19 protein-coding genes are annotated in these 12,631 nt (G+C 49.8%); 1 reads left to right on the forward strand and 18 read right to left on the reverse strand.

Annotated features, from left to right (window positions below; translation table 11 throughout):
- Positions 1 to 10: 10 nt before the first annotated feature.
- The 17 genes from traW to traM form a co-directional block, all read right to left on the reverse strand.
- Positions 11 to 637, reverse strand: coding sequence for a type-F conjugative transfer system protein TraW (gene traW, locus EGY08_RS00575; RefSeq protein ID WP_047722574.1), 627 nt, complete (start codon positions 635 to 637; stop codon positions 11 to 13).
- Entirely contained in the window at positions 634 to 1,074 is a 441-nt protein-coding gene (gene trbI / locus EGY08_RS00580) for a type-F conjugative transfer system protein TrbI (protein ID WP_101836779.1), read from the reverse strand. Before trbI ends, traW begins: the two co-directional genes overlap by 4 nt.
- On the reverse strand, positions 1,074 to 3,713 hold the full coding sequence (gene traC, locus EGY08_RS00585) for a type IV secretion system protein TraC (RefSeq protein WP_047722575.1): 2,640 nt from the start codon (positions 3,711 to 3,713) through the stop codon (positions 1,074 to 1,076). The genes trbI and traC overlap by 1 nt, the downstream gene beginning before the upstream one ends.
- A 123-nt stretch (positions 3,714 to 3,836) precedes the next feature.
- Positions 3,837 to 4,163, reverse strand: a complete 327-nt coding sequence (locus EGY08_RS00590) for a hypothetical protein (protein ID WP_052958980.1) — start codon at positions 4,161 to 4,163, stop codon at positions 3,837 to 3,839.
- Positions 4,160 to 4,564 carry a hypothetical protein gene (locus EGY08_RS00595; RefSeq protein WP_047722576.1) on the reverse strand — a complete coding sequence of 135 codons (405 nt, stop codon included), beginning with the start codon at positions 4,562 to 4,564 and terminating at the stop codon, positions 4,160 to 4,162. Before EGY08_RS00595 ends, EGY08_RS00590 begins: the two co-directional genes overlap by 4 nt.
- Positions 4,561 to 4,782 carry a hypothetical protein gene (locus EGY08_RS00600; RefSeq protein WP_047722577.1) on the reverse strand — a complete coding sequence of 74 codons (222 nt, stop codon included), beginning with the start codon at positions 4,780 to 4,782 and terminating at the stop codon, positions 4,561 to 4,563. The genes EGY08_RS00595 and EGY08_RS00600 overlap by 4 nt, the downstream gene beginning before the upstream one ends.
- 23 nt (positions 4,783 to 4,805) lie before the next feature.
- A complete protein-coding gene (locus EGY08_RS00605; RefSeq protein WP_047722579.1) occupies positions 4,806 to 5,099 on the reverse strand; it encodes a hypothetical protein in 294 nt (97 codons plus the stop codon).
- Positions 5,100 to 5,243: 144 nt separating this feature from the next.
- Complete coding sequence (locus tag EGY08_RS00610; protein WP_047722580.1) at positions 5,244 to 5,447, reverse strand: hypothetical protein; 204 nt, start codon at positions 5,445 to 5,447, stop codon at positions 5,244 to 5,246.
- Positions 5,448 to 5,593: 146 nt separating this feature from the next.
- Complete coding sequence (gene traV, locus EGY08_RS00615; RefSeq protein WP_047722665.1) at positions 5,594 to 6,163, reverse strand: type IV conjugative transfer system lipoprotein TraV; 570 nt, start codon at positions 6,161 to 6,163, stop codon at positions 5,594 to 5,596.
- A 94-nt stretch (positions 6,164 to 6,257) separates the two neighbouring features.
- Entirely contained in the window at positions 6,258 to 7,673 is a 1,416-nt protein-coding gene (gene traB / locus EGY08_RS00620; RefSeq protein ID WP_047722582.1) for an F-type conjugal transfer pilus assembly protein TraB, read from the reverse strand.
- Positions 7,673 to 8,413 carry a type-F conjugative transfer system secretin TraK gene (gene traK, locus EGY08_RS00625; RefSeq protein ID WP_047722583.1) on the reverse strand — a complete coding sequence of 247 codons (741 nt, stop codon included), beginning with the start codon at positions 8,411 to 8,413 and terminating at the stop codon, positions 7,673 to 7,675. The genes traB and traK overlap by 1 nt, the downstream gene beginning before the upstream one ends.
- Complete coding sequence (gene traE / locus EGY08_RS00630; protein WP_047722585.1) at positions 8,400 to 8,966, reverse strand: type IV conjugative transfer system protein TraE; 567 nt, start codon at positions 8,964 to 8,966, stop codon at positions 8,400 to 8,402. The genes traK and traE overlap by 14 nt, the downstream gene beginning before the upstream one ends.
- 19 nt (positions 8,967 to 8,985) lie before the next feature.
- Complete coding sequence (gene traL, locus EGY08_RS00635) at positions 8,986 to 9,291, reverse strand: type IV conjugative transfer system protein TraL (RefSeq protein WP_047722586.1); 306 nt, start codon at positions 9,289 to 9,291, stop codon at positions 8,986 to 8,988.
- Between the two features lie 13 nt (positions 9,292 to 9,304).
- Entirely contained in the window at positions 9,305 to 9,667 is a 363-nt protein-coding gene (traA, locus tag EGY08_RS00640; protein ID WP_047722588.1) for a type IV conjugative transfer system pilin TraA, read from the reverse strand.
- Between the two features lie 60 nt (positions 9,668 to 9,727).
- Entirely contained in the window at positions 9,728 to 9,931 is a 204-nt protein-coding gene (locus EGY08_RS00645; RefSeq protein ID WP_171972759.1) for a TraY domain-containing protein, read from the reverse strand.
- A gap of 154 nt (positions 9,932 to 10,085) precedes the next feature.
- Positions 10,086 to 10,760 (reverse strand): hypothetical protein, encoded by a 675-nt coding sequence (locus tag EGY08_RS00650; protein ID WP_047722589.1) that lies wholly within the window; start codon positions 10,758 to 10,760, stop codon positions 10,086 to 10,088.
- 200 nt (positions 10,761 to 10,960) lie between these two features.
- A complete protein-coding gene (gene traM / locus EGY08_RS00655; protein ID WP_047722590.1) occupies positions 10,961 to 11,356 on the reverse strand; it encodes a conjugal transfer relaxosome DNA-binding protein TraM in 396 nt (131 codons plus the stop codon).
- A gap of 423 nt (positions 11,357 to 11,779) precedes the next feature.
- Here traM and EGY08_RS00660 point away from each other — a divergent pair, with 423 nt between their 5' ends.
- Positions 11,780 to 12,265 (forward strand): transglycosylase SLT domain-containing protein, encoded by a 486-nt coding sequence (locus tag EGY08_RS00660; RefSeq protein WP_004178063.1) that lies wholly within the window; start codon positions 11,780 to 11,782, stop codon positions 12,263 to 12,265.
- A gap of 32 nt (positions 12,266 to 12,297) precedes the next feature.
- Here the strand turns inward: EGY08_RS00660 and EGY08_RS00665 are convergent, their stop codons facing one another.
- Positions 12,298 to 12,627 carry a DUF5983 family protein gene (locus EGY08_RS00665; protein WP_011977736.1) on the reverse strand — a complete coding sequence of 110 codons (330 nt, stop codon included), beginning with the start codon at positions 12,625 to 12,627 and terminating at the stop codon, positions 12,298 to 12,300.
- Positions 12,628 to 12,631 lie beyond the last annotated feature (4 nt).

Genomic DNA, 12,631 nt, shown 5'->3' on the forward strand with positions numbered 1-12,631 from the left:
AAAAACATCCTTATTTAACAGGGAAGGTCTCAATATTCAGCCGTTCACCGGAAGGCGCCGGGGTGATACGCGCCGGCACCGTGGTCAGGCCAAAGCGCTGGCTCAATACGCCGTTCTGGTCGAAATAAATCCGGCTGTCCAGCACAGCAGAGGTCTCAGGGACGCTGCCCCGCACCAGGATAATCTTGCTCATCAGGGTTTCCGGCACCTGGCGCTTCATCCACGCTATCTGGTCGGCATCATCCCCGTTGATAAAGTACAGGGTCTGCACAAACGGCACGGTTTTCAGGGGATTCACCACATCTCCCTTTCGGGCAAACACCCGGCCCTTATTGTCCTTCAGGTCTTCGGTCAGGCGGATACTGGGGTCAAACCAGCGTTGCTCATACTTCTCTGCCCGTTTAATCCCCTCCACCGGGGCCGGGCGCTGGCTGTTTTCAATGACACGCTGTTTAAACTCATCCATCGTCTGGTCCCACTTTCCTGTGGTCTGCAGCGTCTGCAGACGTTGCGTGATGAGCTGCAACATGTCCTGTTCACGGACGGGCCATAAATCCCCCCACGTCCCGAGATCAGCAGCCTGTGTCAGCGGCGACAACAGACAACCGACGAGCAGATAAGCACGAAGCGTTGTCATTCACGGTCCCCCTTCATCCGGCGGGCGATGTCGTGCTGAATAGTACGGGTCACATCGGATGCGCCCTGAACCACCGCGGGTGAGACCAGAATGAGCACACGATGCTGTTGCTGATAGTCCGCCAGGCTCTTCTCCAGCGCGTCGTTAAACCTGTCCGAGAGCGCTTTCGACTGCGCTTCCGTCAGTTGCTTCTGGCTGACGCTGTCCATAAAGCTGTCGAGCGTCTTTTTCATATCGAAGGCCACTACCCGTGGTGTGGTGTACGCCAGCATTACCCGCGTGAGCATGACGTTGCAGGCCAGGGTAAAAACGACAAGGGCGGTGATGACCAGCACCCGCCGGAAAGTGCGCGATGTCGCTTTATCCTTCTGTGGTTCCGGTTTCTGTGATTGCTGCTGTTGCAGCTGCTCCGGTTGTTGCTCTGTATTCTCTTCCATCAGCGGTTTTCCTCTGTGTCGTTTTCAGATATCCGGGATTCAAGCTCAGCCATCTCCTTCTCAAAGTTCCGGCAAGCCAGACCGTACACCGCATCGTGAATATCGACACCTTCTGCCCGGCGCGCTTTCATGTACTCAAAATCCGGACCTTTAGAGGAGTACATCGCCCGGCTGAGCGGGTCGACAAACAGGCGGTGCCAGGAGCAGTTCGCCTCCACCTGCAGCATGAAGGAGGAGAACCACTGCTCTTTGGCCGAGCCGAAACCGTTAATCATGTCTTTCTCAAGCTTGCTGAACTGGTCCGGGTACAGCTGGTTATATTTGGCAAACTCCTTCGCTGACTGCTTCAGAATGGCCTTGTAAGATGAGTTCCCCCAGGCGGCGCGTGCAGCGCTCGATGCGGTCGGGGAGTCGAAGTCGACGATGTTCTGGGTGATGGTGATATAGGCCCCGGTGTGCCGGCGCGCCGTCCGGTAGCCCTTCTCAATAAAGGTCCCGACCTTCTCGTTTTTGAAGTCCAGCAGTCGCCAGCCTTCATCGATAACGTTGAGTTTTTTCAGGCTGCGGGGAGACTGGTACATCCGGTTCTCGATATAGATGATGAGCGAGAACATCACCGCGACCAGCAGGGACTGGCGCGACTCCAGCCCGCCCAGCTCAAGCACCACCATCCGGGCATCGTCATGCAGGGACGGCTCATCGGAGTTGAAATACTCCCCGTACAGCCCGTTCACGGTGTACTGGTCGAGCAGGATGATCATGTCATCAAGACGGCTGCGCACCCCCGGCGAGTCGGCATATTCCTCACTGTCTTTCTCGCTCTGGAGGAAGGCCACCACATCATCGATGCGCGCCTTGTTGCGCTTACTCAGCCAGGCAGCCCGGACCGCCTGCAGGAGAAGACCTTCGTGTACTTCATCCAGGTTACCGTTGGGGCTGGCCATCACCGACATCTGGTCGCGGATACGCTCGGCGGACAGGTCAAAGTTCGCGTCATCAAGAATATTGGCGAACGGATTAAACTTCAGGGAGTCGCCGTCGAGATACACGCCGCCCATGTTTTCACACAGGGACTTATAGCCGTCGCCCATGTCGAACACCCAGGCAAACCCGCCTGAGTCCAGTACGCTACGAATAAGGGGCTGTATTAATCCCGTCTTCCCTGCGCCGGACGTCCCACAAACAGCCATATTGAAGTTGGTGTTGTTCATCCCCTCGTAGAACAGATCGATAAACGCCAGCTGGTTACGGTAGGTTGGCGCCAGCAGTCCCGCAGGTGCCAGTGGGCTGTCAGCAACAACCGGCAGAAGGTTGGCCACCTGAAACGTCTCAGCCCGTTTAACCACACCTGCGGCCTGTAGCTCTTTGAACAGCCCTTCCCCGCACTTAAACGGCAGCATAGCCAAAAAGTTACGCAGATGATGATAGCGAGCCGGGATAAGCTGGAAGCCTCCCTTACGGTAGCTGTTGAGTACCTGCTGTTCAGTGGTGAGTGAAGCTTCTGCGTTGTCTGCGGTATACGTGGTGATGTTAAAGAAGTAGGACACCAGAGAGGTCTGGTTGGTCGCAAGCCGCTGGCGGATATCGCCCCACTCCTGCACTTCCTTTATCACGTTTGGAAAATACTTCGCGTAGGACGTTTTGCTTTTCTTCTCCACGTCCATGAACTTCAGGTTGGCTTCGTTCTGAGTCTTCACCTGATCCTCGACCATCAACGTCAGCGTGATAACAAAGGGGCAGGAGATGGAGAGTTCCGGGTTAAGCAGGTTGGCGTAGTTATCGGCGGTGGTCCAGAGGAAGGCGATTTCCGGATCGCATTCCAGATGGTAGTTAGTCACCCGGGTCACGCACTCTTTCCCGTCGCGCCCCAGGCGGCCGATTTTCAGATGACCGGCGGTGACCTGCATATCAAAGCTGTCATCCACGCACTGGTAATTGAGGTCCTGATACGGGTCCAGCTTGTACGGTACGCGGTACATCTCATGCGGGTCAGGGTTTATCAGCTCCCGCATCAGTTCGACCAGCCCGGCAGCATCGAGGATACGCGTCGGGATATAGGCCCCGCCGAGCGATGCCCGCAGGATTTTTATCTGGTTCTCCAGCTCCACAATTTGCGTGGCGGAGTTTTTCTTCCGGGGCACGCAACAGGAGATGTAGACGCGATAGTTGCGCAACGTAAGAGGCAAATCCAGACTGTCGGGCAGGGGAAACTGCGTCTCCGCCGCACGGAGGTAGTATGCGCGGGTGATGGAGTTAAACTTCTTAGCCTGCTTGCCGCTCCAGCGGAACTCACGCAGACCGTAGTCGATATCATTCCCGACCAGCTTACTGGAGACGAGATGAAAACTGACCGGTACACCACGGGGAAGCTTGCTGCGCAGTAAATGCTCAAGCGTGGCGACGATATCTTTATCCGCACCTGGAAGAGGTCGCGCCTCAAACATAAAACCAACCGTTTTGTTATTAATAAACAGCCCGGTGGCGGAGTCATAATCCTTATAGGGCAGTATACGGCTGAACTGTGGAAAATTCATGCTACCCAGCATGTCGTTGGCTTTGGCGGATTCGTCGGGCAGCTTCAGCGCAGAGACCAGTGAATTCACGGCCTGCGCGACGGTATCCATGATGTTATTACTCATGCGAGCATTCCTTAATACATTTTAGAAAATCAGAGAAATATCAGGCTGCGGGTCGTGGATATATCACGAGATCTCATGCATAAAATCACAGACAAAAATCGACGGAAGTCGTTTAACAGGAAATTACTGCTGACCTTTTTTATCAGGGGGGAATTCATTCAATGCTTTTAGTTGTTTTTCGCGCAAACCATTTTGCTCGTCCCTGGCCGTACATTCTGATGCGAGGTTGTGTGCATCGCGGATTGTCAGAGGTTTACTGATTGAGTCGCCTGACGGGGCCAGCGCATTACGGAATTCTTCGGCTGCACAGGGTGATTCTCTCGAAATGATTAACAACTCATCATCTGTTGCGATATGAACCGTCTGTCTGATATAAAGATCGTAGAGGCTGCCGCTTATAAAGGATGACAATAAAAGTATCGATAAAGCGCCAAAAACATAAAGCTTCATTTTGTTTTCCCTTCATACAACCCCCACTGGCGAATATACTCATCATACTGAACCTTCGGTATGTTAATAATGACGCCGGCACAATCCAGTTTATTAACAGGTTCGGTAAATGTGCCCATCGGAAAGTTGACCTCCAGAAGTTTACAGTCGTTTTTCCAGTGCCCCCCGGCTTCCAGCTCATCCATCGTGAATGACCGACTGGTAAAGACGATAAGTATGACAAACGCAACCACTGCCATAAGCGCACTAAAGAAAAATACATTAGCCCTGCAGACTCGCAGATTAATCTTTTCAGGGATAACAAACATGGCCAGAGCACCAACAACACCGATAACAAAAAGGATCAGGCACACACCAATAAGCCACTCAATATTATCTCCTTCAAGGTAGTAGGCTCTCATTGACTGCCTCCGTTCAGTGTTTCCATCGTACTGTTCAGGGGCTCGCGCGTTTTAACCTCAATGCACTCCCCTGTGTTACTTCCGTAGCCCCTGCCTCCACGCGCTTCGACTGCCCGCAGCATTTTGAGGCAGACATCCGTATTGGGCATGGGAGTAAGGTTCCAGACTCCGCCGCCGCTACTCGGCGTCATCAGCACCAGAAAAATGAAGGTATGCATACCTTATTGTCTCCGTTTATAAATTAACGACCGAATAGTTCTTCGAGTAATGCTTTGATAGTTGTTATTTTCTTACCGCCATTTACCGCGCTGTCATAATCAGCCTTGCTGACATTTTCAATAACATCACCACACTGAAGCCGGTTTTGTGCGGGAGAGAGGAACCCCCTGTCAATATTAACCTCAAGCAACCGGCAGTTATTTATCCAGTATTGAGACTGTGCGTCGGATACGGTATGACTTCCTGAAGCAAAGATTACAACGTATACGGCCACTAAAATGACCAGCGCGAGACTCCATTTGAATAATTCACTCATAATCAGCCTGACCTTTCGGTTACTAAATTCAATGCAATTTACTCTGTTTCTTTTCAGATGAAATGCCCTCTGGCCTGTACTTAACAGGAAGGTAGCGGGTCATCATCAATCCTTGCCCGAATTTGATACTTGACTCCGTTGGACTTAACAGAGTTCCTTATACCAGAGTCTGAACATTATAAAACTGGTGTCGGTAGAGAAACCGTCGCCAGTAACTTCGAACAGGGTTTCAACTGAAACCACCTGAATATTCTTGTTTTCAATCCAGTCATTCATTTTACGGACACAGTCAAACTCCTCATCGCCAGATGTTTTTTTATCTTTTTTAAAATCCTGAAACTTAATCATAAAAAACGACTCCATTCTTCATAAATTTTCAGACAACAAGCGCGAGGTATAAAGCACGCTACCGCCCATCCCTTTCAACGCAGAGGGCACTCGTTTTAAATTCGGTGTTCATTCAGTATTCACAGCGCCATTAACGACACTGTTGATCAGTTAATTCGGGGCTGGCCCCATGCCGATGGCATCACCACAAATAACACCGTGGTGGGCTGGTGATAGACGTCTTCAGCATCGATATACGGCGCTATCCAGAGGGAGGCCGTCTGTTCTCCCTTCCTGAGTGGGCGGGGATAATTGCCCGGCAGCGTTGCAGGTGAGCGAAATGCCGTCTGGCTGACCGGTGTGGCAGTGGGCGGCGCGGTCTGGTTGCTGGCGTTTTGCACCGGGTGTACTGGCGGCGCGCTCAGCATGCCTGCCGGTTTCACTGCCGCCGTTGACACTGTAGTTGTGCCGGTTACAGAGAGGGTCGGTTGCGGCGGCAGCGGGTAAGATACCTGCGACGGCGTTCTGAAGTTGCCGTCAGCCAGTCGTGGCAACCCGGCCGCAGCCGGCTTTGCTGCGGCGCTTTCCTCCCGTGCCTTAGCTTTCTCATTCGCCTGCTCCATCGTCATACAGGTATCCGATGTCGTGGCATTACATTCGAATTCCGTCTCTGTGCCCGCGCACCCGGTTAAGAGCAAAGCGCTGCCCAGAGGAATTAACAGCATTAATTCCTTCATGATATTTCCCGTCATTTTTCTGATATTAATTCAGGCCCGCGCTGAACGTTGCCTGTAACCTGCTTCTTTGCCAGTGCTGTGAGCGGCGCAGGACTTAACCATGGTTTTCTCCCTGTGCTTCTCCGCCTGGTGAGAACTGGCGCGGGTCCAGCTTGCCCAGTTTTTTCAGCATCTCGTCAGTGTTAAACCCGTTCAGGTTACTGTCTGACTGCTGCGCTTCAGACTGCGCGACCGGCTCCTGGTTGTGCGCCTGTTGTTGTCCGTTCTTTTCTGCGTCCAGCTCTTCGATGGTTTTCAGCTGAAAACCATCCTGAAAGACCACGGTGACTTCATTGCCGGCACCAATCGGGATAACCGGGTGATACTGTTCGGCACGTTTGATGTAGTACTCGCTCAGCGTCTGCGCGGCTTTCGACGCCCCGCCGCCAATCCCCATTTTGAACACATCCCCGGCGCCCACTGACGCCGTGGCGCCGAGGCCAACGGACGGCTGTGACGCCCGCTCCATCCCCTGACCGATACCGTCAACAAAGCCTGCGCCCCATGCCCAGCCGAGGATTTTGCCGTTACGCATCACGACCTCCCCTTTCACCCCGTTCTTGCCCATGAAAGAGACGTGCCCGGCTATCGGCTGGTCGATGGTTTTATCGCCCTTGATGCAACTGATGTTCCGGGTGCGGACGATGGCACGCTCACTGGAGACATCCCCCCAGGCCTCGAGACCGACAAAGCAGCCGGTGAGGTCATAGGTTTTGCTGTTCGGCATCTCCACCAGGCCCACCACGCGCAGCTGCATCGGCACCGTGGATTCGTTACCCGTGACAGAAGCATTCGCATCGGCCCCTTCAATCAGGATGCTTTTCGCGAAACTGCCGGACGGAATGTAAGGCAGCTCTTTGCTCTTTTTCCCTTTGTTGTAGTTAAACGTCTTGCGCTGTATCTGATTCGGTACCGGCACAGACTGGTAGCTGACCTGCGGAGGCGGTGTCACGCCATTGCCCGGATAAAAGGCGGTGGGTGGGGGTACCGCTGCGCCAGACTGTGGTGGATAGCTCAGAGGCTGAGGCTCCCCTTCCGGTCCCGGAGGCGGTGAGGACGGCGCGGGCGCCGGTTCGCCACCGGAGACGGCAGGTTTCACACCCAGCACCTTCAGCTGTTCCTGCATGGCCGCATTCTCATTGCTGAGTCTGTCGATACGTATCTGGTCGGCGGTACGGGCTTTACTGAGCAGGTCCACTTCATTGCGCAGACCATCAAAGCTCTTTTTCAGGTCGGATGCAGTGGCCTGCATCTCCGTGGTTGCGTGTTGCTCCACTTTGGTATTGAAGTGGCTGTCGACCACACCGGTCATGTCCGGCGCCGGCTCTCCCTGCACAGGCGCTTCCTCATCGGTGCTCAGATTCAGTTCAGACAGATAGAGGCCCCCACCGACGGCAGCCGCGCCGCCAACCAGAATGAGCCCCAGCCAGAGGTACTGCTTGCGTTTAATCAGCGTGTTGAAGTTCGCCATCAGCGGCTCTCCCCTGTATCAGAGGTGGTCACCCAGACCTGCATCCGGCCACCGGTGGTCAGCAGACCTGCAGGCGTACTGAGCATGACGGCACGTGTGCCGGGCTGCCAGAAATCGCTCTCACGCACCACACGAGGCGACAGAGAGACATTGTCCAGGCTGTAACGGACGACCTTCAGGTGATGACCGGTCCAGACTTTCTCTGCCGTGGCACGCAGGCCAGCGGGTACCGTGAGTGTTTCTGACGTAACAGGAACCGCCTGATAGTCATCCGGGACGCTTCCCTGCCGCACGGCACGGTTAAGGGTGACCAGCACCGATTCATACGGATTTGATTCCTCCCAGGCTTTTGCCGGACCGGGTGTACCTGTGAGTTCACTAACCAGCTGGATTGTGCGGCCGACACCCACGCGGGGAACCGCGCGGATGGAGAAGTTGAAGCCGCGCTCGGTTTCCACAATAAAGGTGAACGGCTTCTTGCTGATGGTCGCCAGAATCGCACCGCCGCTGTCGGTCTGCTCCTGGTTAGTCAGGCCACCATCGAGACTGTTAATCGCCGTGATGCGGTCCCCGGGCACGGTAAAGAGGTTCGGATCGGTGTTACTCACCGCAATATTGGCCTGACCGCCGTTCGCCAAAGGGACCACTGTCGGTGACAGCGTACCGCTGAGGGGGGCCGACATCGCGGGTACCGTAAATAACAGGCATCCTGAAATAAATAACGGGTTAATCATTTTCATTATTTATTTCTCCAAAACGCGCCAGCCAGCTGACACCATCGACTCGACTGAACTGCAGAACATAATGTTTAATTTCACTATAGGGCTTCGAATCCCCTATCCATGTTTTCAGCTCGCCCCGGATATCAACGCGGTTCTCTGCCGGATATGCACGGATAAACGTCATATAGAAGGTAGCGTTAACATTATTTTCCCTGATGCGCTTAGCATCTTCAGCCAGCTGAATCTTAAGACTGTTCTGCGAGGCAGGAAATACATACCGGAGAAGTTGCTGATGCTGGGCATCAACCGTTTCCGGCGTGACATTAAGGCGCAGCGCAATAAAGCTCAGGCCCAGTTGCTCAAGATAAGAGGCGTCCGCCTGATTCTGCGAAACGGCAAACGGCGCACTGAATAACATCGGTGTCACCGCGACTTTCTGTTCTGTCTGAAGACGATAGTTATTAATACCCTGAATGATATTTGTCGCAAGGCTGAGGGTAAAAAACGTCCCCAGACAGATAAATCCCACGGCGATAACACGCGTGGTACTTTGTCTGGCACCATGTTCCATATGTTATTTCCCCGTTGATTTATTTAATCCACTGCCGGAAACAGGAGTCCGGAACATCATGAAAAAAACCTTTAAGAAGGGAGGTTGGCAGATACCAGTAAATCAGATCGCGTAGCCAGGAACTGCCGCGCCCTTTTTTCAGTTTTTTGATACCCCAGAAAACCAGTGCCGCTGCAGCCATACCAAATATGAACTTGCTGGTCCAGAAACCCCAGCCGAGACAAATGACGGCCGGGATAAGTTCATCTAGATATAAACCAAACCAGCGGGACTGGTTAGTCAGTGTTCCCGGGAAACGGTATTTTTTTAATTCGTCTCCCGTCATCACGTATTTCCTGTCAGTAACCGGCGACGGTCATGCCGACGCTGATAAAAACAGACAGAATGGCGAAACCAGCCAGAAACTTAATGTTCTTGGTGGTCATATACATGATGGCCCCGACGATAACTTCCGCAAGCACCACCCACTTGACCACGCTGGAAGACTTACCGAAGGTGCCTTTGACCGTGGTATCACCGGACTTCATCAGGTCAGTTGTGGTAGCCATGGCTAAGTCTGGAAAGAACGACGCCAGCGCCGCAACAGGTACGACAGCTTTTGTCATTTTCAGCGCATTCTTTTTGTTGAAAACACGGGACAGAAAAGACGGCTTAGTTTCTTCAGAGACAGCAGTGCCCTGAACACTTAATACAGCATTCATATTTATTTCCTTTAAAAAGAATGATTAGTTTAAAACGATTATGTCACTTCAATTAATTCTTTATGTCTGCTTACCTCCTGGCTCAGTGATATCGGAATTATAAAAGTCGGGAAATCTTTCAAGATGATCTTTCAAACGCAGATATGCCTCAGAAGTCTTACTTCTTCGACTCCTGTCTTTTGCTTTAATTAGACGACGATTAGTATCTTCATCTAACCTTAGAAGCACATGTTGTCCTGGTGCTGGTCGCGCGTTACTCCTAATCGCTCTTCCCAATCGTCCTCCAATGGTAAAGTTTAATAAAACTTAATAAATCTTACATTGACACAATAAAAAGTAAACTATTTACACAAAAACAATGCGTAAATTATTTTTACAAATAAAGAGTACGCTTCGTACTTTTAAAATTTACAAATCATTAACAGTGTACTCTTAGCACTTCAATAACATTTTGTAAGATCTTGCTGTAACTACAAGAGTGCAATAAAGATAATATAAGGTAGTCTCTGTCGGGATAGTTTAATTCTTTCCTCATCTTATGAACAACGTTCTTAGAGGTTTGCTCTTCCAATCCTGTTATTTTAGAAATAGTTGAATGAGTGAACCCTACAGAGTAAAGATTCAGAACAGCCCATTCAGAACTAGCCATATTTGCAACCTTCGCTAAATATTTATCCATCTTTGAAGAAAATGCACCATGCTTCCCAGAACGATCGATAACACTATTAACCTCATTTAAAAAAACCCATTTCGTGAAAACTTCATTATTCAAAGTGATGCATTCTATAAATACTGACCATATTTGCTTTTCAGCCTTTACATTTTTCACCAAGCAAGCATTTCTTGATGTTAATGCTTTTAGCTCTGAATGAATCAACTCCATACCTGCATCGACGGAAATGGAGGAAAACCATGATTTACGATCGTATTTTGTTAAAAAAATTTGATCAAAAAGGGGGCTGGAATAGATGAACTCACCAGAGGAGTTACGAATAAAAGAAGGACTCGACGAAATGTTAAGCATTTCGGCAACATTCTGAATGGATTCTGTTTGACGGCGTACAGCAATTTGACTACGATCCTTCGCACACATAGGCGCCTCCTCGAAAGGACACTATGGATAGTTGACGTCAGGGGGTACCAGCCCCAGGCGTCAACGCTTCAATAAATTTTGTTTAATTCGCAATACCTAGTTTATAGTCCATTACCTTCCCTGTCACTTCCAGTGACTAGATCTTTATTCTTTTTTAATACCAAACTAAAGATGTAAACTCTATATCGTAGAGTTCAGACTTATTCATTTTCCTCAGAATCATCCTGCCGAGGAAAGAACATTGTTACTACATCCCCTGCATCATCGATGATATCCCGGACCATATTTTTGAACTGGAATCTTTCGTCACCAACAATGTGCGGACTAAGTGACTCCATAGCCAGAACCTTTGACATGGAGAACTGCGTCTTCATAACATTCTCAAGTAATATTTTATTAAATTCCATTTGATTGAAACCTGATTCTTTTCGCTCCATTTGCGCTTCATAAACCCTGAGGCCTAATTCAAGTAGCATCGTCGTAACACTTGAGAAGCTGATATCCTTCTCCTTAGCCCCCTCAGTTCTGCGCTTTTCAACTATCGCATTAATTTTCTGCACAACCTCATCACTGGGATATGCTTGCACCCTGGCCATGACTGTTCCTTTATTGAACCATGCTATAAACTTAATATTATCAGATGAAGATAACCCGTGTTTTAAGTAATTACAACTCTAAACTTAAGTCAAAACTCTAAACAACTTATAACACAAGTCATATAGCGACTTAAGCCTAGAGTCAAGTCATCATAACCATCTGAAAATAAATGAATGAGTTGTAGGTAAGTCCCTAAAGACTCACCTACAACTCATTGGTGAATTGCCGACAACTCGCATTCATATAAACTTATATAATATAAAATAATGTAACCATAGCTAACCCACTGAAGTAAAATATTAATCTGCAAAATTTTAATTTTGCGTGGGGTGTGGTCATTTTGTGGTGAGGAGTGCATATATGTTGAGTCTCGGTCTTGGATGGGTTAAGGTTATTCCGGGATTTGGCACGGAGGGGAATTCATGAAGGGAGCAGCGTTTGGTATCATCCTGTCTTTAATACCATTGTCATCAATGGCAGCAGACTGCTTTGATATGGCTGGCAGGGATTACAAAATTGATCCGGATCTCCTGCGTGCTATATCATGGCAAGAATCACGATTTAAAATTGATGCGATTGGTCGTAATCCTGTTACGGGTTATGGATCAGGCTTGATGCAAATTGACTCGCAGCATTTCAACGAACTGTCGCGATATGGAATAAAACCGGATCATCTTCTTAGCGATGCTTGTCTTAACATCTACACCGGAGCCTATTATCTGGCTCAGGCGTTTAAAAAGTGGGGCGTTTCGTGGGATGCAGTCGGGGCATACAATGCAGGCTTCAAAAAGACCCCGCGCCAGGCAGCAAGACGTTACGAGTATGCGAAGAAGATCCATTACTACTACACGGCTATCAAAGCAAGCAAACGAACTTCTTCTAAAGATCAGAAAATCGCCATGAACTAAAAAGCCTTCTGATATAAGAAGGCTTGAATTTCTTAAAAATCTACGGCATCTATACCTGGATAATAATCGGCATCACTATCAAAATGAAAAAGCAGATACCCGCCCTCCCGGTGCATTAGTATGAGATTTTTGCGTAAAAATTTTGACACCCCACCTCTTTTTAGCGCCAGAAGATGGCGTTTGAAATCATACATCCTTATAACACAACCATAAGGTGTATCATGTATCCACTCTAAGTAACTATCGCAAGTTAGATAATTGGTTGTTGATGAAAGCACCTGAAGAACTCTGATATCACCTTCTTCCATATGTGAAATACTGATACAGACAGCTTTAAATTCAAACATAAGTATTCCCACCATCAAA

Origin of the sequence: Klebsiella sp. FDAARGOS_511 (assembly GCF_003812845.1) — a bacterium.
Classification (GTDB): domain Bacteria; phylum Pseudomonadota; class Gammaproteobacteria; order Enterobacterales; family Enterobacteriaceae; genus Klebsiella; species Klebsiella grimontii.